The following is an 18,945-nucleotide window of genomic DNA, read 5'->3' as shown; positions in this document are numbered from 1 at the left end:
GCCCGCAAGCCCTCCCGCAGCCCTGGGGCAATCCGGCAAAGACGCCGGCGCGGTTTTGCGCCTGAAAGAGACGCCTATCGCGGAGCGGCGAGGATGATGCCGGCGCCGACGAGCGCCAGCGTCGCGCCCGCCATGTCGAAGCGGTCCGGCCGCATGCCTTCCGCCAGCCACAGCCAGAGCAGCGAGGCGGCGATGTAGACGCCGCCATAGGCCGCATAGGCGCGGCCGGCAAAGGCGCTGTCGACCTGGGTCAGCAGCCAGCCGAAGAGAGCGAGCGAGACCATGCCGGGAAGAAGCCAGAGGATGGATTTGTCGAGCCGCCACCAGGCCCAGAAGGCGAAGCACCCGGCGATTTCGGCAAGGGCGGCGGCGGAAAAGACGAGAAGGGATTTCATCCGGGCTCCGGGGTTGGCGAAGGCCTTGCCGGTTTAGCACGGATCAGAGCATTGCCTAGCGTGGCGTCAGCTCATCGACTGGCGCTGGAGGGTGACGAAAAGCACGAGGCCCGCGCCCTGCTTCTCGATGCCGAGACCGCCTGCATTGTTCCAGGCAAGGGCGCCGACCGGGGCGATCATCATCGCCGAGAGGGCGAAGATGCGCAGCGCGACGGCGGAGATATGGAACAGGGCGGTCGTCATGTCGGGTCTTCCAGCGATGTCAGGATGAAATCAGAGCGAGGCGCGGCACATTTCCGGGGCGGAGCAGGCGACCAGCTTGCCGCTGTTGTCATGCGCGCTGCGGCGGTAGTCGGTCTCGACGGCGGCAGCCAGCATGATTGCGAAAATCGCCATCAGCAGGGTGATGATCGTCAGGCGGCGTGCGAGGATGTCCATGATGTTGTCCCTCATGCGGAATGTTTCGGTGTACCCGTTGTCGCACTCCGGGACTGAACGCTCCCTGAGAGGCCGGTTCATCTCCCGTTCAGGAAAGGTGTGATTCGCCTTTTGTCGTTTCTGGAAGCAAAAAAGCCGGCGTCGGGACGCCGGCTTTTTCAACGATATGCGCTCGGTTCAGAGGCGCGACCAGGTCTGCGACTTGCAAAGCACGGCGAGCACGCAGCCCTTCATGCGCAGCGAATTGCCGTTGACGGCGCCCGAACCGCTATAGGTCTTGTCGGTTTCCGGGTCGGTGATGGAGCCCGTATAGTCGGCGCCCGAACCGTCCAGCTTGCCGATGCGCTTGCCGGCATGCTTGCCCGTCTTCAGCGTGATGCAGAAGCTGCCGCCGCATTTGGTGATGGCGGCGGTGGAGCCCGTGGCCGTCTTCCAGTTGCCTTCGATCGGCTCGGCGGCAAGGGCGACGCCCGGAACGGTCAGAAGGGCGGCGGCGATCCATATCCTCAGTTTCATTCTCTTCCTCCTCCAGAATGAGAACCGGAATATATCTTACGCACACGTAAAGGTAAATATGCCCGAGGGACGGTTTTCCGGGGCTTCCGGCGGCGGAAAATCGCGATGCGGAAAAATGCTGCCGTTTGCCGTGGTTAGCGAAGGGTTGAAATCGCCGGTTGAACAATCGGTAAATTTTGAAGCGAATTCGCCGGATTCCAGAGGGTCTGATGTTTAACGAAAATCCAATTTTACCAAGCGTTTGGATTTTGTTCGTCTCAAATTAAGCATGCATTTTAAGCGCATTTTGAAAGCCCCGCGGCATAGTGGAGCCATAAGACGAGCACGGAAAAACCGGCCGGCAAAACGCTGAAGGAAGACCATGCCGCAGAAGACGGCAGGCGCCAGAGGCGGCCCGAAAGGGCAGGTAAAACAGGTACTAAGAGCAGTAAACCAGTCAGACAGGGACTAACGAAAATGGCACGCTTTGACTTTCAGACCACCGAAACGGCCGCCATGACCGGCGGCGAGAACCGCGCTGAAATCTTCTGCGACATGGGCCTCATGTATGCGACGGGCCGCGGCTGCGACATCGACGTCGTACAGGCCCACAAATGGCTCAACATCGCCGCCATCAAGGGTTGTGAACGCGCCGCAGAGCTGCGCGCCGACCTTGCCGCGACGATGACGAAGACCGACCTCGCTCTGGCGCTGCGCGCCGCCCGCGAGTGGATGACGGTTCACTGAGAAACCGGCTGGCCAGGGGTCAGAAAAGCATCACGGACGGGCGGCGATAAACGGCACCGGAACCGGATCCGCGCCCTGATCGAAGATGCTCGGCCATCAAGCCAGCCGTTTCAGAACCTGCGGCAACGCTTCCTCGAGCAACGCCATATCGTTTTCCGGCCCGACGCTGATGCGGATGCATCGGTTATGGGGGGCGACGCCCGGCATGCGGATGAAGACGCCATGCTCCATCATCCCGTCGACAATGGCCTTGGCGTGGGTGCCGTCCCGGCCGCAGTCGATGGTGACGAAATTGGTGGCGGAGGCAAGGGGCAGCAAGCCGTTGGACTGCGTGATCTTCGCGATGCGTTCGCGGGACGCGCCGATACGGGTGATGACATCCGCCAGATAGGCCTGGTCCTTCAGCGCGGCGAGCGCCGCCTGAACCGAAACCCGGGCCATGCCGAAATGATTTCGGATCTTGTCGAAGGCCTGCGCATTGCCGAGCGTGCCGATGGCATAGCCGACCCGTGCGCCGGCAAGGCCATAGGCCTTGGAGAAGGTGCGCATGCGCAGGACGTTCGGCTGGCCGATCAGCGCGCCGATCGCCGGAATGGTGCCTGAAGGCGCCGTTTCGCCATAGGCCTCGTCGAGAATGAGCAGCGTCGTTTCCGGCAGCGCCCGCGCGAAGGAGACGACGCTGTCTGCGTCCCACCAGCTTCCCATCGGATTGTCCGGATTGGCGAAATAGACGAGGGGCGCATTTTCCCGGCGCACGGCGTCGAGAAGACCGGCAAGGTCCTCCCGGTCGCCGGCATAGGGCACGGTGACGAGCCGCCCGCCAAACCCGTTCACATGATAGTTGAAGGTGGGATAGCCGCCGAGCGAGGTCACGACCGGCGTGCCCGGCGTGATGACGAGACGGGCGATCTCGCCGAGCAGCCCGTCGATGCCGCCGCCGACCGCGATATTGTCGCGAGAAATGCCGTGGTGGAGGGCCAGCGCCTCGCGCAGCTCGAAATTCTCCGGATCGCTGTACATCCAGGTCGTTTCGCCCGCCGCCCGCATCGCCTCCAGCACGGAGGGAGCCGGGCCGAAGCCGCTTTCGTTCGCACCGATGCGGGCGCGCACGGCAAGGCCGCGATTGCGCTCGATGGCCTCAGGCCCGACGAAGGGAACCGTGGCGGGCAGGGTCTGGGCGAGGGCGGTGAAGCGGGAGAATGCGGACATGAAGGCGCCTGGCAGGGGTGAAGGATCGGAACGGCCGCCGATGGCGCGCATGAATGCCCGCCGGAATCGGCTTCCAGCGGGCACCCTAGCCAATAATCGGAAAAGGCGAAACGTTCAGATGACGGCCGAGCCGACACCGCCCCGTTCGACGCCCGCCACGTAGCGGCGCTCTTCCTTCTTCGGCTTGGTGTTCACACCGCCGGTGAAGTAGTCGGAGCGCACGATGGTGTGCAGCAGTTCCTCGTCGATTTCCTTGATGAACTGCACGCCGATGCGGTTGTCGTTGCGATAGACCTCCGCGCAGCCGATGCGCGAGGTGACGCCGACGATGGAGAGGTAATAGTGCAGCGGCAGGCCGATCGTCGTGGTGACGGTGAAGCTTGCGCCGCCCTGCGAGATGTCGACCAGCTTGCAGCTGCGCATCTTCGGTGCGGCGAGGTCGAAGCCGACTGTCATCAGCATGCCCTGCCGGTTGACGGCAAAGCGTTCCCATTTGCGTTCGTACAATCCTGCGGAGGACCGCTGGTCGGCACCGATACTCATTGCCTCACTCCCGTTGGGGGACATCATGTCCGACAGATGGGGGAGTTTTGCAGGCGAGTATTTTGTTTCGTTGAAACAAATATTTAAAACTTTAACCGCTGTGTTTTTCCGGGACCGGCGGCCTAGGCGTCGTGCGTTTCGACCTGGCGGCCGAGCACCATGTTGAGGAAATCCGCATCGAGGAACATGTTGAAGCGCACCACCAGCTCCTCGCCGTCGCGCTTGAACTCCGTGCAGGGGATCTCGTCGCGGATGCCGTGGATCTCCAGGTAGAAATTCTCCGGCAGTTCCAGCGTCTTGTTGATCGACAGGACCGCGCCGGCGCTCGAAATGCTGCGGATGAGGCAGGTATAGCGCATCGCCGTGCTGAGGTGGTGGCCGATGGGCGTGACGAAACCGGGCTTGTCGATGCGATACTGGACGAAGCTGCGCTTGGGATGGCGCAGGCGAAGCTGGTCGTGGATGTGGTCGAGGGGCATGCCGCCCTCCCGCTTCTGTTGCCGGGTTTGAACTGTATCGAAACGGGATGGATAAAACGTGAAAGCGGCCGCTCGCATTTTAGAGTTTGTCAGGGAAAAGTGGGAACCGGTTTTCCCGAAAAGACAAACGAAAACAAAAAAAATTAGAGCATGTCTGGTTCAATCTGAACCTGACATGCTCTGGCAAGCGGCCGCCGGAATTTTCGGCGATGCCGGATCGGCTTACTGGAAGGCCTGCAGGCCGGTCTGCGCGCGGCCGAGGATCAGCGCATGGATGTCGTGCGTGCCCTCGTAGGTGTTGACGGCTTCCAGGTTCATGACGTGGCGGATGACGCCGTATTCGTCCGAAACGCCGTTGCCGCCGTGCATGTCGCGGGAGACGCGGGCGATGTCGAGCGCCTTGCCGCAATTGTTGCGCTTCATCAGCGAGATGAGTTCGGCCGGGGCGCGGTGTTCGTCGAACAGGCGACCGAGGCGCAGCGCGCCCTGCAGGCCGAGCGAGATCTCGGTCTCCATGTCGGCGAGCTTCTTCTGGATGAGCTGGTTGGCGGCGAGCGGCTTGCCGAACTGCTTGCGGTCGAGCGTGTACTGGCGGGCCGAGTGCCAGCAGAACTCGGCGGCGCCCATGGCGCCCCAGGCGATGCCGTAGCGGGCGCGGTTGAGGCAGCCGAACGGGCCGGCAAGACCGGAGACTTCCGGCAGCAGGTTTTCGTCGGGCACGAAGACGTCCTGCATCATGATCATGCCGGTGACGGAGGCGCGCAGCGAGAACTTGCCCTCGATCTTCGGCGTCTCGAAGCCCTTCATGCCGCGTTCGAGCACGAAGCCCTTGATCTTGTTGTCATGCGCGTCGGACTTCGCCCAGACGACGGCGACGTCGGCGATCGGCGAGTTGGTGATCCAGTTCTTCGCGCCCGAGATCAGGTAGCCGCCGTCGACCTTCTTGGCGCGGGTGACCATCGAGGAGGGGTCCGAGCCGTGGTCCGGCTCGGTGAGGCCGAAGCAGCCGACCCATTCGCCCGAGGCGAGCTTGGGCAGGTACTTGTTGCGCTGTTCGTCGGTGCCGTAGGCGAAGATCGGGTGCATGACCAGCGAGGACTGCACGGACATGGCCGAGCGGTAGCCCGAATCGACGCGCTCGACTTCGCGGGCGACGAGGCCGTAGGAGACGTAATTGGCGCCGACGCCGCCGAATTCTTCCGGAATGGTCGGGCCGAGCAGGCCGAGTTCGCCCATCTCGCTCATGATCTCGCGGTGGAAGATCTCGTTGCGGTTGGCTTCGGTGACGCGCGAGGCGAGCTTGTCCTGGCAATAGGCGCGGGCCGTATCGCGGATCATGCGCTCTTCGTCGCTCAGCTGGTCTTCCAGGAGGAAGGGGTCGGCCCAGTCGAAGGGCGCCATCTTGGCGCGGGCCTGCTGCGGGGTGGCGCTGTGGTGTTCGCTCATGGCTTCCGTCCTGTCGCGGTTTTGTCGTTGCAGAAGTGCTACATCAGCTTCCTTCTCTCCGAAAGGGCGGGAACGAACGGGAGGGATGAACGCTTTGGCTATTTATGAATGCCCTCATGAGCCCGCAGAATGAGCCATCCACCACAATCTGCCCCATTTGCCTTGTTCCTGCCTTTCCCGGTGAGCATTTAGCCTGACGATGAGCAATTCCAAGAAAGAGAGGCCAGGTATGCGCGATCGTTTCAAGCGATCGGTCGAAAGGCTGCTGCCGACCGAAGCGCGGCTGGGAGACCTGTTCTGGCCGTTCCGCAATCCCGAGCGCAAGACGCCGCCGCCGCGGCGGCGCGGCGCGGCCTCGCCGCTGGTGGAAGTCGCCGATTTCGGCAGCAATCCCGGCTGTCTGCGCATGTTCGCGCATGTGCCCGAGGGCCTGCCCGCCGGACGCCCGCTCGTGCTGGTGCTGCATGGCTGCCGGCAGGATGCGGAAAGCTATGAGCGCGCCGCCGGCTGGGCCTCGCTTGCCGACGAGCGCGGCTTTGCCGTCGTCTACGCCCAGCAGCGCGGCGCGAACAATCCGCGGCTCTGCTTCACCTGGTTCCGCCCGAGCGAGGTGACGCGCGACCGCGGCGAACTGATGTCGATCCGCCAGATGGTGGCGCATGCCGCGGAGATGGCGGGCAGCGACCCCGAGCGCGTCTTCATCACCGGCCTTTCGGCCGGCGGGGCGATGACCGCCGCCATGCTCGCCAACTATCCCGCGCTCTTTGCCGGCGGCGCGATCCTTGCGGGCCTGCCCTTCGGCGCGGCGCGCGACGCCACCCGCGCCTTCGACGCCATGGAGGCGGCGCCCGAACGCACCGCCCGCGAATGGGGCGATCTCGTGCGCAAGGTTTCCCCGCGCATTGCCCGCAAGCCCGCCATTTCCATCTGGCACGGCACGGCGGACGAAACCGTCGCCTTTTCCAACGGCCTTGCCCTCGTCGAGCAATGGCGCGACCTCTATCGCCTGCTCAAGGACGCCTTCGTGGAAAAGCGCATGAAGGGCCGGCGCACCCGCATCTGGCCCGACAAGGACGGCCGCGCGCTCGTCGCCTTCCACGAAATCGACGGCATGGGTCATGGCACGCCGGTGATGACGGGCGAGGGCGGCGGCTATGCCGCGTCCTCCGAGCCCTTCATGCTGGAGGCGGGTTTCTCGTCGACGCTGGAGATCGCGAAGGAATGGGGCCTGACGCGCAAGTGGAAGCGGCCTGACGTAGCGCCGACCCATGGTCCTGCGCACCGGGACGGTGCTTAGGCACGTTCCCAGCGTTATCTCGCTGACCTCACCTTCGGGATGCCGGCCTTGAGCCGGTATCCCGCGCGCTCACGTCGGTGAGCGCGAAAGACCCCCGGTTCCGGTTGCGAGGCGTCCTTCTCACCGCGCGGACGCGCGGTGGCTAGACCCCGGATCGGGTCCGGGGTGACGGAGGAGAGGGGGCGGCGAGAAAGGCGCGGGTGGCGTGCGCTGCCCGGTGGATCATGGGATGGCGGTGAATGGGCGCAGGGCGTCCGCTCACCCCAGCAGCCATTCATGCTCCTTCGCATTGTGGAATTTCCACACCCGCTTCGGCCCCGCCATCACGTTGAGGTAATAGAGGTCGTAGCCGTGCACGGTCGCGCAGGGGTGATAGCCCCGCGGCACCAGCGTCACGTCGCCGTCCTCCACCGCCATCGCCTCGTCCAGCGAGCGGTCGTCGGTGTAGACGCGCTGGAAGGCAAAACCCTGCGGCGGGTTGAGGCGGTGGTAATAGGTCTCTTCCAGCAGGCTTTCGTTCGGCAGGTCGTCCCGGTCGTGTTTGTGCGAGGGATAGGAGGAGGTGTTGCCGTTCGGGGTGATCACCTCCACCACCAGCAGCGAATGGGCCGAATTGTCGTCTTCCGGCATGATGTTGTGCACATGGCGGACATTCGAGCCCTTGCCGCGCACGACCTTTTCATGCGTGCCGGGCGGTATGGCCTTCGCCTTGTGGTCGCCGCCGCCGGGGGCCGAGCAGACGGCCAGTTCCAGCTCCGTCTCCGCCGTCACCGACCAGTTGGCATCGGCCGGCACGTAGAGCGCATGCGGTGCGCCGTCGAAGGGGCTCATGCGCGCGCCGAGCACGCCGAAGTCCTCGCCCGCCGCCGTCACCTTGCCCTTGCCGGAAATCCAGACGAGGCAGACCTCGCGGCTGCCCGTTTCCGCCGCGACGATCTCGCCGGGCTTCATGCGGTGCACGTCGAAGCCGACATAGGTCCAGCCGGCGCTTTGCGGCGTCACATGGCTGACGCGGCCGTGGCGGCCTTCGGGTTTGACGAGGAGCTTCGGCATCGGGCGTCTCCTATGCTTTCGGAAAACCTTCGGTTTCCACACTATAGCCTGCGGCGGTCATCACGCGCATCAATTCGGCATGGCCGATCTCGGCCATCTTCTGCGGCGGGGCCGTGCGCGGATCCTGCTCGGCTTCCACGACGAACCACCCCTCGTAGCCGTAATCGGCGAAGCGCTGCACGATGGCGGCAAAATCGAGCGAGCCGTCGCCCGGCACGGTGAAGGCGCCGAGCGCCACCGCGTCGAGGAAGGATTGCCGGCTGCGGTCGAGCCCGTCCACCACCGCCTTGCGGATGTCCTTGACATGGACGTGGTTGATGCGGGCGTGGTGCCTGTCGATGGCGCGCAGCACGTCGCCGCCGGCAAAGGCGAGGTGCCCGGCATCGAGCAGCAGCGGAATGCCGTCGCCCGAGGCGTTCATGAAGGCGTCGAGCTCGGCTTCCGTCTCCACGACGGCGGCCATGTGATGGTGGTAGGAGAGCGGCATGCCGCGGTCGGCGCACCATTCGCCGAACTCCGTCAGCCGGCGGCCATAGGCCTTCATCTCGTCGTCGGAAAGGCGCGGCTTGGTGGCGAGCGGCCGGGAGCGGTCACCCTGGATCGAGCGGCCGACCTCGCCATAGACGATGCAGGGCGCGTTCACCGCCTTGAACAGCTCGATCATCGGCGCGATGCGGTCCTTGTTGACGGAGAGGTCCTCGTCGACCAGCGTGCCGGAGAACCAGCCGCCGCACAGCGTGACGTCGGCCGCGCGCAGGATCGGCAGCATGTCCTCGGGCGTGCCCGGAAAGCGCCGGCCCTGTTCCATGCCGGTAAAGCCCGCGCCGCGCGACTGGCGCAGGCATTCTTCCAGCGATACGTCGTCGCTGAGTTCGGGAAGGTCGTCGTTCCACCACGCGATGGGCGACATGCCGAGTTTGGCTTTCATCGATCGTCTCCTTGCCGGGAGGCGGGGCCTCCCTTGTCCTGTGGTTCCTGCGTCATCCCCGGCCGGCTCCGAAAACCCTGCCGCCGGTCCGCTGGCGGATGGGCCTCGGAAAGGGGCCGGGGATGAAGAAGGAGCGTGTGTTGCTCTCGCCTCTCGGCTTCGCGCCGTCTCCGCGCTGAAGCGGTGCCGCTTCGGCCGGGAACGCTAGCCGAGGCTCTGTGCCGCGCGCGCCTTGACATAGGCCTCGCGCGCCGCGTTGACCTCGGCGCGCGGGCTGACTTCCGGCACCGCGACGTCCCACCAGTGGCCGCCGTCCTTCGTGGTGATCAGCGGGTCGGTGTCGATGACGATGACCGAGGTGCGGTCATTGGCCTTGCTCTGCTGGATCGCGGTTTCGAGATCGGCGAGCGAGGCGACCTTGACGGCGACGGCCCCCATGCTTTCGGCATGGGCGCGGAAATCGATATCGGGCATGGCCTCGATCATCGCGTCCTTCAGGAGGTTGTTGAAGTTCGCGCCGCCGGTCGCCATCTGCAGGCGGTTGATGCAGCCATAGCCGCGATTGTCGAGCACGACGACGGTGAGCTTCCTGCCGAGCATGATCGAGGTCGACAGCTCGGAATTCATCATCATGTAGGAACCGTCGCCGACCATGACGACGACATCGGCCTCTGGCCGCGCGAGCTTGACGCCGAGCGCCCCGGCGATCTCGTAGCCCATGCAGGAAAAGCCGTATTCCATGTGGTAGCCGCCGGGCTTTTCCGCCTGCCACAGCTTGTGCAATTCGCCGGGAAGCCCGCCGGCCGCGCAGACGAGCACGGAATTTTCCCCGCCGATGGATCGCTGCACGGCGCCGATGACCTGCGCATCCGAGGGCAGGGGCGCATTGCCCGGCGCGGTGGCGCGGGCGGCGGCCGCCGTCCATTCCGCCTTGCGGGCCTTGGCCGAAGCCTCCACCGCGGCCGGCGCCTTCCAGCCGCCGAGCGCTTCGGAAAGCAGGGTCAGGCCCTCGCGCGCATCGCAGACGAGCGGCTGGCTGTCATGTTTGGCGGCATCGAACAGGGTGGTGTTGAGGCCGATCATCCGCACGCCGTCCTGTTTGAACAGCGCCCAGGAGCCGGTGGTGAAGTCCTGCAGGCGCGTGCCGACGGCGAGGATGACATCCGCCTCCTCGGCAAAGGCATTGGCGGCCGACGTGCCGGTGACGCCGACGGAGCCCATGCAGAGCGGATGACCATCGGGGAGCGCCGACTTGCCGGCCTGGGTGACGGCGACGGGAATGCCGTGCATGCCGGCAAAGGCCTTCAGCTCGGCGGTCGCCTGCGAATAGAGAACGCCGCCGCCGGCGATGATCAGCGGCTTTTGCGCCTTGCGCAGCGTGGCGATGGCGGCGGCAAGCTCGTCGCTGTCGGGGCGGGGGCGGCGCGGCGTCCAGACCTTTTCGGCAAAGAGGCTTGCCGGATAGTCATAGGCTTCCGCCTGCACGTCCTGGCAGAGCGAGAGCGTCACCGGCCCGCAATCGACCGGATCGGTCAGCACCTGCATGGCGCGTTTCAGGGCGGGGATGATCTGCTCGGGCCGCGTGATGCGGTCGAAATAACGCGAGACGCAGCGGAAGGCATCGTTGACGGAGACGGTGCCGTCGCCGAAATCCTCGATCTGCTGCAGCACCGGATCGGGGATGCGGTTGGCGAAGACATCGCCGGGCAGGAAGAGCACGGGCAGGCGGTTGACATGGGCGACGCCGGCGGCCGTCACCATGTTGAGCGCGCCGGGGCCAATGGAGGTCGTGCAGGCCATGAAGCGCTGGCGGAAGGCCGCCTTGGCGAAGGCGACGGCGGCATGCGCCATGCCCTGTTCGTTATGGGCGCGCAGCGTCGGCAGGTCCTCGCGCACCTGGTAGAGCGCTTCGCCCATGCCGGCGACGTTGCCGTGGCCGAAGATCGCCCAGACGCCGCCGAAGATCGGCACCACCTTGCCGTCGACAACCGTCTTCTGCGCCTTCAGGAAATGCGCGACGGCCTGCGCCATCGTCAGCTGGATCGTCTTGCCCATGGTCTTCCTCCAAATGTCTTTCTTAAAGGCCGCGCGTCTTCAGCCAGGCCTCGGTCAGCGCGCGGAAGCGGCCGGCCATGTCGGTGATCGCCGCCTCGTCGTCCATCGTGCCGGCCATCCAGGCGCGGGCGGCATCGGCGAAGATGGTGCGGCCGACGGCAAAGCCCTTGACGGACGGCGCCACCTTCGTTGCCTCGAACGCCTTGACCAGTTCTTCCGTCGGCGCTTCCAGGCCGAGCAGCACGATGCCGCGGCAATAGGCGTCGTTGCGGGCGATCGTCGCCTCGATGTTGCGCCAGGCCTCGGGCGAGGCCTGCGGCTCCAGCTTCCACCAGTCCGGCTTGATGCCGAGATCGTAGAGCTCCTGCAGCGCCGTGGAAATGGTGTCGTCCTTCAGCGGGCCGTTCTTGCCGGCGATGATTTCGACCAGCAATTCGCGCCCGACGCGGCGCGCCGCGTCGAAGAGGGTGCGCAGCTTTTCCTGCTGCTCCGCCTTCAGCGCGGCCGGATCGTCCGGATGATAGAAGCACAGGCACTTGATGCAATGGTCGAGCGGCCATTCCACGAGCTGCGAGCCGATGTCCTGGCTGAACTCGAAGCGCAGCGGCCGCGAGCCCGGCAGTTCCACCGGGCGGCCGAGCCAGGAGAAATTCCGGGCGGCGGCATCGAAGAAGGCGTCGCGGCCGAAGCGCTCGTCGATCAGCATGCCGTAGCCGGGCCGCCCCTCGGCGACGCGGGCCGCGGCCTCGACGGTGAGGCGCTTGAAGGCGGAAATCCGCTCATGCGGCACCTTCAGTTCGTCGGCGACGTCGACGAGCTGCATGCGGTGGTCGCAGGCGAGCGCCATCAGCAGCGGAATGTCGTCCTGCTTGCGGTTGGTCGCCCAGTGGATGTGGTTGATGGTCTCGTCCTTGCGCAGGGCGCGGTGCCTGCTGCCGTGCGCGAGGAAATGGGTCAGTTCTTCCCAGCTCGGATATTCCGGCGAGCAGAGCAGGCGCGACACGGCGAAGGCGCCGCAGGCATTGGCCCAGGTGGCGGCGGTGGCGTGATCCTCGCCCTTGAGCCAGCCGCGCAGGAAGCCGGACATGAAGGCATCGCCCGCGCCGAGCACATTATAGACCTCGATGGGGAAACCCTTGCCGACGATGCCGTCCTCGAGATCGTCGGAGATCGGGCCGTCATAGACGATGCAGCCCATGGCGCCGCGCTTGAGGACGATGGTGGCGGGGGAAACCGCGCGGATCGCCTTGAGGGCGGACAGCACGTCGTCGGCGCCCGAGGCGATCATGATCTCTTCTTCCGTGCCGACTACGAGGTCGCAGTCCGGCAGCACGGATTTCAGGATCGCCGAGACGCGGTCGGACTTCACATAGCGTTCGAAGCCTTCGGCATGGCCGGCGAGGCCCCAGAGGTTCGGCCGGTAGTCGATGTCGAAGATGACCTTGCCGCCCGATTCCTTCGCGATGCGGATGGCCTTGCGCTGGGCGGCCTCGCTGTTGGCGCGGGAAAAATGCGTGCCGGTGACGAGCACGGCGCGGGACGAGCGCACGAAGGCGTCGTCGACGTCGCTCTCGTCGAGCGCCATGTCGGCGCAGTCGGTGCGCACGAAGATCATCGGCGAGACGCCCTCGGCCTCGATGGCGAGCAGCACGAGCGCCGTCAGCCGGTCCCTGTCTGTGCGGATGCCGGCGACATCGACGCCTTCGCGAGCGGACTGCTCGCGGATGAAGCGGCCCATCTGCTCGTCGCCGACGCGGGTGATGAGGGCGGAGCGCAGGCCCAGCCGCGCGGTGCCGATGGCGATATTGGCCGGGCAGCCGCCGACGGACTTGGCGAAGGAGGCGGTGTCTTCCAGCCGCGTGCCGAGCTGCTGGCCGTAGAGATCGACGGAGGCGCGGCCGATGGTGATGACGTCGAGCGTCTTGGCCGAGGCCTGGTCAGTCTTGGGCATGTCTTCCTCCCGGTCTCGCGGCGCCGTCATGAAGGGCGCGGCGGCATTGCGGGAAAATGAAACATGAATTCCATTATTCTGTCAATTCGGAATGTCTATTCCGTTTCGTGTTTCGCGCCATTTCGTTTCGACGACCGCCGCAGGCTACGCCGCTTTTCCGCGATGGCCACCGGCAGCGCCATGGCAAGCGCCATGGAGGCCGAGAGCGAGCGGAAGCCGGCATAGTCGGCCTCCGACACCTCGAACCAGTGGGTGGCGGAGCTTGCGAGCGGCGAGAAGACGGAATCGGTGATGGCGACGATGGGCACGCCGCGCCTGGCCAGTTCCTGCGCCTGCGCCAGGCTTTCGGCCGCATAGGGCGCGAAGCTCGCGGCGATCACGGCGTCCTTCTGCGTCGCGAACTGCGCGAGTTCGCCGTCGATGCCGTTGGGCGAGGCGATGATCTGGTGGCGGATGCCGAGCTTGCCGAAGGCATAGGCCATATGCGCCGTCAGCGGATAGGAGCGGCGCTTGGCGACGAGATAGATGGTTTCGGCGCTGGCGAGCAGGTCGATGGATTTCGAGAAGGTTTCGCCGTCGATGGTGCCGGCGAGCCGGGCGACGGACTGGCTGGCGGCCGTCAGGAAGCCGGACAGGAGCTCCATGTCGCTGTTGGCCGCAGGCCCCGATTCCAGCGAAAGCAGGCGCTCCTCATAGGATAGCGTCTTGTCGCGCAGCCTCGCCCGGAAAACGTTCTGCAGGTCGGAGAAGCCTTCATAGCCGAGGTGATGGGCGAGCCGCACCAGCGTGGAGGGCTGCACGTCTGCGGCCGTCGCGATGCTGGCGGCGGTGCCGAAGGCCATCTCGTCCGGATTGGCCAGCGCATAGGCCGCCACCTGCGCCAGCCGCTTCGGCATCGTCGCCTTGCGCTCGATGATGACGCTGCGCAGGCTCTCGAAATCGCGGGGCACGCGCCCCTGGGCCGCTTCGCTGTCGTTCATGGTGTCGTCCCCCTCATGCGGCTCCCGGTCGTGCGTCCGGCCAGAAATGAAATAAATATTCCACGCATTTCGGAAAAGATAGTTTTCGTTCCAAATCTTTCCCGCTATGCATGGCGTCCGGAGCGCCCGTTCGCCGAGATATAGCAAGTCCGGCGCGGGTGCGTAGCGATTTTGCGCAATCGAATGGAGGAGAGGACATGAAAGCCCTCGGAATTGGATTGATCGGCACCGGCTATATGGGCAAGTGCCATGCGCTGGCCTGGAACAATGTCAGCGCCGTCTTCGGCGATGTCGCGCGCCCGCGCCTCGTGCATCTGGCCGAGGCCGACGCCGCCCTTGCCGAAAGCCGCGCCCGCGAATTCGGCTTCGAAAAATCCACCGCCGACTGGCGCGATCTTCTCGCCAATCCCGATGTCGACGTCATCTCCGTCACCACGCCGAACAGCTTCCATCCCGAAATGGCCATCGCCGCGCTGGAAGCGGGAAAACATGTCTGGTGCGAGAAGCCGATGGCGCCGGCCTTCGCCGATGCCGAGCGCATGCTGGCCGCCCAGCGCGCCGCCGGAAGGGTCGCCATCCTCGGCTACAACTACATCCAGAACCCGGTGATCCGGCATATCCGGACCCTGCTGGAAGAGGGCCGGATCGGCGCCGTCAACCATGTGCGCGTCGAAATGGACGAGGACTTCATGGCCGATCCCGAGGCGCCCTTCTACTGGAAGAGCGAATCGGCCTCCGGCTACGGTGCGCTGGACGATTTCGCCGTGCACCCGCTTTCCCTGCTGTGGAGCCTCTTCGGCCATGTCGAGGCGGTCATCGCCGCGCAGGCCAAGCCCTATGCCGACCGCCCGCTGAAGGACGGCGGCCGCCGCGCGGTCGAGAACCACGACATCGCCAGCGTGCTGATGCGCCTTTCGGGCGGCATTTCCGGCGTGCTGATGGCGAACCGTTCGGCCTGGGGCCGCAAGGGCCGCATCGCCTTGCAGATCTACGGCTCGAGGGGCTCGATCCTCTACGACCAGGAGCGCATGAACGAGTTCCAGCTCTATACCGTCGACGGCCGCGCCAGCGAGCAGGGGTTTTCCACAGTCCTCTCGGCCCCGCACCACAAGCCCTACGACCGCTTCATCCCCGCGCCCGGCCACGGCCTCGGTTTCAACGACCTCAAGGTCATCGAATGCCGCGAGCTGATCGCCGCCATCGCGGGCGCACCGTCCCATGCGGTCGATTTCAACCATGGCCTGCGCATCGAGCGGTCCGTGCACGCCATGGCGCAGTCTTTCCGCGAAGGACGATGGGTGGAAATCGGCGCGGCATGAATATTTCGGCAACCGGGCCAAAAAAATCCAATCGCCCGCGCATTGAAACACCCCGGCCCATACGTAATACTGGCGGCAATAATGCCGGAGGGAAGGGCATGTTCAAGCGAATGCAAAAACGCTGGGCGCCGGTTTTCTTTGTCTCGATTGCTGTCGTTGCGTTCAACGCGGGTGCCGCTGAGGCCAAACGCGTGGCGCTGCTGATAGGCAATCAGAAATACGAAGAGACGGCCCAGCTGAATAACCCCGCGAACGACGTGGAGCTGATGCGCGCCTCGTTCGAGGGGGCGGGTTTCGACTCGGTCAAGACCGTCTTCGATCTCGACCGCGCCGCCATGGTGAAGGCGTTGCGCGAGTTCGAGGACGAATCGGTGGATGCGGAAATGGCGGTGGTCTATTATTCCGGCCACGCCATGGAGATGAACGGGGTCAACTACCTGATCCCCGTCGACGCGGCGCTTCGAAGCGACCGCGACGTCGAGGACGAGAGCGTCGCCATCGATCGCGTCCAGCGTTCGCTGGAAGGCGCCAAGAAGCTGAAGCTCTTCATTCTCGACGCCTGCCGCAACAACCCGTTCGCCCAGGCGATGACACGCTCGATCGGCACTCGTGCCGTCACGCGCGGCCTTGCCCGCGTCGAGCCCGAATCGGCCGACACGCTGATCGCCTTCGCCTCGAAGGCCGGCACCGTGGCGCTGGACGGGGAGGGCAAGAACAGCCCCTTCGCGACCGCGCTCTCCAAATATCTCGTGGAACCCGGCCTCGACGTGCGCATCGCGCTCGGCAAGGTGCGCGACGAGGTGGTGGAAGCCACCAATCGCGAGCAGGAACCCTTCGTCTACGGCTCGCTCGGTGGCGCGCAGATCTTCCTGAACATCAAGGAAGTCAACATCAACGTCACCAACAGCGGCAACACGCAGGAAGTCTCGCCGAACGGCCAGTCCGAAGCGGCGGCCGACTGGCAGAATATCCGCGACCTCGCCGACGAGGAGCTGATCGCCGCCTTCATCGCCAAGCATGGCAAGGACCCGGTCTACAAGATGCTGGCGGAAAAGAAGCTCGCCAGCCTCAAGGAAGCCACCCAAAATGAAGGCCAGGATGCGGCGGGCATCGCCTGGGAAGCCCTGAAGGAATCGACCGACGCGGCCGCCCTGCAGCGCTTCATCGAGCGTTACCCGGACAGCCAGCATCGCAGCGCGGCCGAACAGCTGATCGCCGCGCTGGAGCCGAAGAAGGGCCTCAGCGTCGACGTCGCCTCCAAGGAAACCGCCGCCTCGCGCGACTGCTTCCTTCTGGCCGGCGAACCGCAGTCGCTGCCCGGCTTCATGGGCGTGAACTTCCTGAAGATCGACGCCAAGCGGGCGCTGACCGCCTGCGCGCAGGCCGTCAACGAGAACCCGTCCGACGGCATGCTCGTCAACCTGCTCGGCCGCGCGCATGACGCCGACCGCAACTATGTCGAGGCGCGCCGGAACTACGAAAAGGCCATCGAGCTCGGCAACATGTACGCGCTCACCAACCTTGCCTGGTTCTCGGTCTACGGCACGGACGGTCCGGTGGACGTCGCCAAGGGTCTCTCGATGTTCGAGAAGGCCTCGATCGCCGGCAATTCCTATGCCCAGGCCTCGCTCGGCTGGCTCTACCGCGAAGGCTATGGCGGCACGCGCCAGGACTATGCCGAAGCGGTGAAGTGGTACCAGCAGTCGGCCAACCAGGGCTATGCCAATGCCATGGCGACCATGGGCTGGTTCTACCGCGAAGGCCTCGGCGTCTCGCAGGACTATGTCCAGTCGCTGACCTGGTATCGCAAGGCCGCCGATGCGGGCGATGCCAACGCCATGTCCTCGCTCGGCTGGGCCTACCAGAACGGTCTCGGCACGGCGCAGGACTATGCCGAAGCCAAGGTCTGGTACGAGAAGGCCGCCAATATCGGCGATTCCTACTCGATGGCCTCGCTTGCCTGGCTCTACGACGTCGGCAACGGCGTGAAGCAGGACTATGTGGAAGCCCGCTACTGGTATGAAAAGGCTGCCAATGCCGGCAGCGCCTATGCCATGGGCAACCTCTCGCGCCTCTACGACCAGGGCCTCGGCACGCCGGCCGACGCGAAGGAAGCCGTCCGCTGGGCGGCCGCCAGCATCGAAAGCGGCGATGCCAACAAGCTGAAGGAGCTGAAGGAGACCCCCGGCAACTTCACCGTCGCCTTCCGTCAGGAAATGCAGAACCTGCTGCGCGAGCGCGGCTATTACAGCGGCTCGTCGGACGGTGAATTCGGCCCGGCAACGCTGGCTGCCATCGACAAGCTCGCAGGCGGGCGCAACGACAGCGCGTCGCTGACGAACTCCAACGGCACGACGACCACCACCTCGAGCGACCAGTCGACGACGGCGCTCAGCGGTTCGGACACCGACCAGTGCTACGAACTTGCCGGCGAACCGAACCTGCGTCCGGGCTTCCTCGGCAAGCTCTTCGCGCAGATCGACTATGGCCGCGCCATCCCGGCCTGCGAAGCGGCGCTCAATGCGAGCCCGTCGGACAACTCGATCCGCAACATGCTGGGCCGTGCCCATGACGCCGCGCGCAACTACAAGCAGGCGCGCGAGCACTACCAGAAGGCCGCGGACGAGGGGAACCTCTACGCCCTGACCAACCTTGCCTGGTACTCGATCTACGGTACCGACGGCGCGGTCGACATGGCCAAGGGCACTCGCATGTTCGAGCAGGCCTCGAATGCCGGAAACCCCTATGCCCAGGCGTCCCTCGGCTGGCTCTACCGCGAAGGCTATAACGGCACGCGCAAGGACTATGACGAGGCCATCAAGTGGTACCGCAAGGCGGCCGAACAGGGCTATGCCAATGCACAGGCCACCATGGGCTGGTTCACCCGCGAAGGCCTCGGCACGCCGCAGGACTACGCCGCCTCGCTCGACTGGTACAAGAAGGGCGCGGAAGGCGGCGACATCAACGCCATGTCGTCGGTCGGCTACGCCTACCAGTCCGGCCTCGGCGTTCCCGTCGACTTCGTTGAAGCCCGCACCTGGTACGAAAAGGCCGCGGCGCAGAACGACTATTACTCGATGGCCTCGCTCGGCTGGCTCTACGACGTCGGCAACGGCGTGAAGCAGGACTATGTCGAAGCGCTGAACTGGTACGAGAAGGCGGCCAATGGCGGCAACACCTACGCCATGGGCAATCTCTCGCGCCTCTACGACCAGGGCCTCGGCACGCGCGCCAACGCCAAGGAAGCCGCCCGCTGGGCCGCTGCCAGCATCGAAGGCGGCGACCAGGGCAAGCTGCAGGAACTCAAGGGCTCGCCGGCGAACTTCACGCCGCAGTTCCGCAAGGAGTTCCAGCAGATCCTGAAGTCGCGCGGCTACTATGACGGCCCCGTCGACGGCGACTTCGGCACCGCGACCCAGAACGCCATCGACCGCCTCGCCGCCCGGACCTGATCCGGACGCAGGGCGCCTCGAAAAACAAAGCCGCTGGAAACACCCGTTTCCAGCGGCTTTCGTTTGGGCGGTTCTGCGAGGAGGGGAAGAAGCGCGGTGCGGGGAGGCTCAGGGCCCGGGCGGCATTCGCAAGATGCCGGTCCCGGTCTGGCGGGGGA

General features: G+C 65.3%; 17 protein-coding genes. 4 read left to right on the top strand and 13 right to left on the bottom strand.

The features are described 5' to 3' along the window. Positions 1-74 precede the first annotated feature (74 nt). The 4 genes from V8U06_RS06505 to V8U06_RS06490 form a co-directional block, all read right to left on the bottom strand. The gene (locus V8U06_RS06505; protein WP_427139965.1) at positions 75-395 is read right to left on the bottom strand and encodes a YnfA family protein; all 321 of its coding nucleotides are present in this window, start codon (positions 393-395) and stop codon (positions 75-77) included. Between the two features lie 66 nt (positions 396-461). After that, the gene (locus tag V8U06_RS06500) at positions 462-638 is read right to left on the bottom strand and encodes a hypothetical protein (protein ID WP_226919862.1); all 177 of its coding nucleotides are present in this window, start codon (positions 636-638) and stop codon (positions 462-464) included. Between the two features lie 30 nt (positions 639-668). After that, on the bottom strand, positions 669-833 hold the full coding sequence (locus tag V8U06_RS06495) for a hypothetical protein (RefSeq protein ID WP_226919861.1): 165 nt from the start codon (positions 831-833) through the stop codon (positions 669-671). A gap of 177 nt (positions 834-1,010) precedes the next feature. Next, the gene (locus tag V8U06_RS06490; protein WP_427139964.1) at positions 1,011-1,349 is read right to left on the bottom strand and encodes a DUF2147 domain-containing protein; all 339 of its coding nucleotides are present in this window, start codon (positions 1,347-1,349) and stop codon (positions 1,011-1,013) included. 456 nt (positions 1,350-1,805) lie between these two features. Between V8U06_RS06490 and V8U06_RS06485 the strand changes: the two genes are divergently transcribed. Next, a complete protein-coding gene (locus V8U06_RS06485) occupies positions 1,806-2,075 on the top strand; it encodes an SEL1-like repeat protein (protein WP_226919858.1) in 270 nt (89 codons plus the stop codon). A 96-nt stretch (positions 2,076-2,171) separates the two neighbouring features. Here the strand turns inward: V8U06_RS06485 and V8U06_RS06480 are convergent, their stop codons facing one another. The 4 genes from V8U06_RS06480 to V8U06_RS06465 form a co-directional block, all read right to left on the bottom strand. Next, positions 2,172-3,284, bottom strand: coding sequence for a pyridoxal phosphate-dependent aminotransferase (locus V8U06_RS06480; protein WP_427139963.1), 1,113 nt, complete (start codon positions 3,282-3,284; stop codon positions 2,172-2,174). Between the two features lie 114 nt (positions 3,285-3,398). Beyond that, complete coding sequence (locus tag V8U06_RS06475; protein ID WP_226919856.1) at positions 3,399-3,827, bottom strand: PilZ domain-containing protein; 429 nt, start codon at positions 3,825-3,827, stop codon at positions 3,399-3,401. 122 nt (positions 3,828-3,949) lie between these two features. Beyond that, complete coding sequence (locus V8U06_RS06470) at positions 3,950-4,306, bottom strand: hypothetical protein (RefSeq protein ID WP_226919855.1); 357 nt, start codon at positions 4,304-4,306, stop codon at positions 3,950-3,952. A 222-nt stretch (positions 4,307-4,528) separates the two neighbouring features. Next, a complete protein-coding gene (locus tag V8U06_RS06465; RefSeq protein ID WP_427139962.1) occupies positions 4,529-5,752 on the bottom strand; it encodes an acyl-CoA dehydrogenase in 1,224 nt (407 codons plus the stop codon). A gap of 229 nt (positions 5,753-5,981) precedes the next feature. Between V8U06_RS06465 and V8U06_RS06460 the strand changes: the two genes are divergently transcribed. Further along, on the top strand, positions 5,982-7,049 hold the full coding sequence (locus V8U06_RS06460; RefSeq protein WP_427139961.1) for an extracellular catalytic domain type 1 short-chain-length polyhydroxyalkanoate depolymerase: 1,068 nt from the start codon (positions 5,982-5,984) through the stop codon (positions 7,047-7,049). 258 nt (positions 7,050-7,307) lie between these two features. On the opposite strand, the gene iolB is transcribed toward V8U06_RS06460, so the two are convergent. The 5 genes from iolB to V8U06_RS06435 all read right to left on the bottom strand — a co-directional run bounded on the left by iolB (position 7,308) and on the right by V8U06_RS06435 (position 14,016). Further along, entirely contained in the window at positions 7,308-8,102 is a 795-nt protein-coding gene (gene iolB, locus V8U06_RS06455) for a 5-deoxy-glucuronate isomerase (RefSeq protein WP_427139960.1), read from the bottom strand. Positions 8,103-8,112: 10 nt separating this feature from the next. After that, positions 8,113-9,030 (bottom strand): myo-inosose-2 dehydratase, encoded by a 918-nt coding sequence (iolE, locus tag V8U06_RS06450; protein ID WP_427139959.1) that lies wholly within the window; start codon positions 9,028-9,030, stop codon positions 8,113-8,115. Between the two features lie 204 nt (positions 9,031-9,234). Beyond that, entirely contained in the window at positions 9,235-11,085 is a 1,851-nt protein-coding gene (gene iolD / locus V8U06_RS06445) for a 3D-(3,5/4)-trihydroxycyclohexane-1,2-dione acylhydrolase (decyclizing) (RefSeq protein WP_427139958.1), read from the bottom strand. A 22-nt stretch (positions 11,086-11,107) separates the two neighbouring features. Continuing rightward, positions 11,108-13,036: a bifunctional 5-dehydro-2-deoxygluconokinase/5-dehydro-2-deoxyphosphogluconate aldolase gene (locus tag V8U06_RS06440; RefSeq protein WP_427139957.1), complete on the bottom strand. Its 1,929-nt coding sequence runs from the start codon at positions 13,034-13,036 to the stop codon at positions 11,108-11,110. Between the two features lie 95 nt (positions 13,037-13,131). Beyond that, positions 13,132-14,016, bottom strand: a complete 885-nt coding sequence (locus tag V8U06_RS06435; protein WP_427139956.1) for a MurR/RpiR family transcriptional regulator — start codon at positions 14,014-14,016, stop codon at positions 13,132-13,134. Positions 14,017-14,213: 197 nt separating this feature from the next. Here V8U06_RS06435 and V8U06_RS06430 point away from each other — a divergent pair, with 197 nt between their 5' ends. Further along, entirely contained in the window at positions 14,214-15,335 is a 1,122-nt protein-coding gene (locus V8U06_RS06430) for a Gfo/Idh/MocA family protein (protein WP_427139955.1), read from the top strand. Between the two features lie 191 nt (positions 15,336-15,526). Further along, positions 15,527-18,787, top strand: a complete 3,261-nt coding sequence (locus V8U06_RS06425; protein ID WP_427139954.1) for a caspase family protein — start codon at positions 15,527-15,529, stop codon at positions 18,785-18,787. Positions 18,788-18,945 lie beyond the last annotated feature (158 nt).

Source organism: Shinella sp. G-2 (assembly GCF_050172695.1).
Taxonomy (GTDB): Bacteria; Pseudomonadota; Alphaproteobacteria; order Rhizobiales; family Rhizobiaceae; genus Shinella.
Note: the sequence above shows the minus strand (reverse complement) of the source record. Positions and strands in the feature narration are given on the sequence as shown.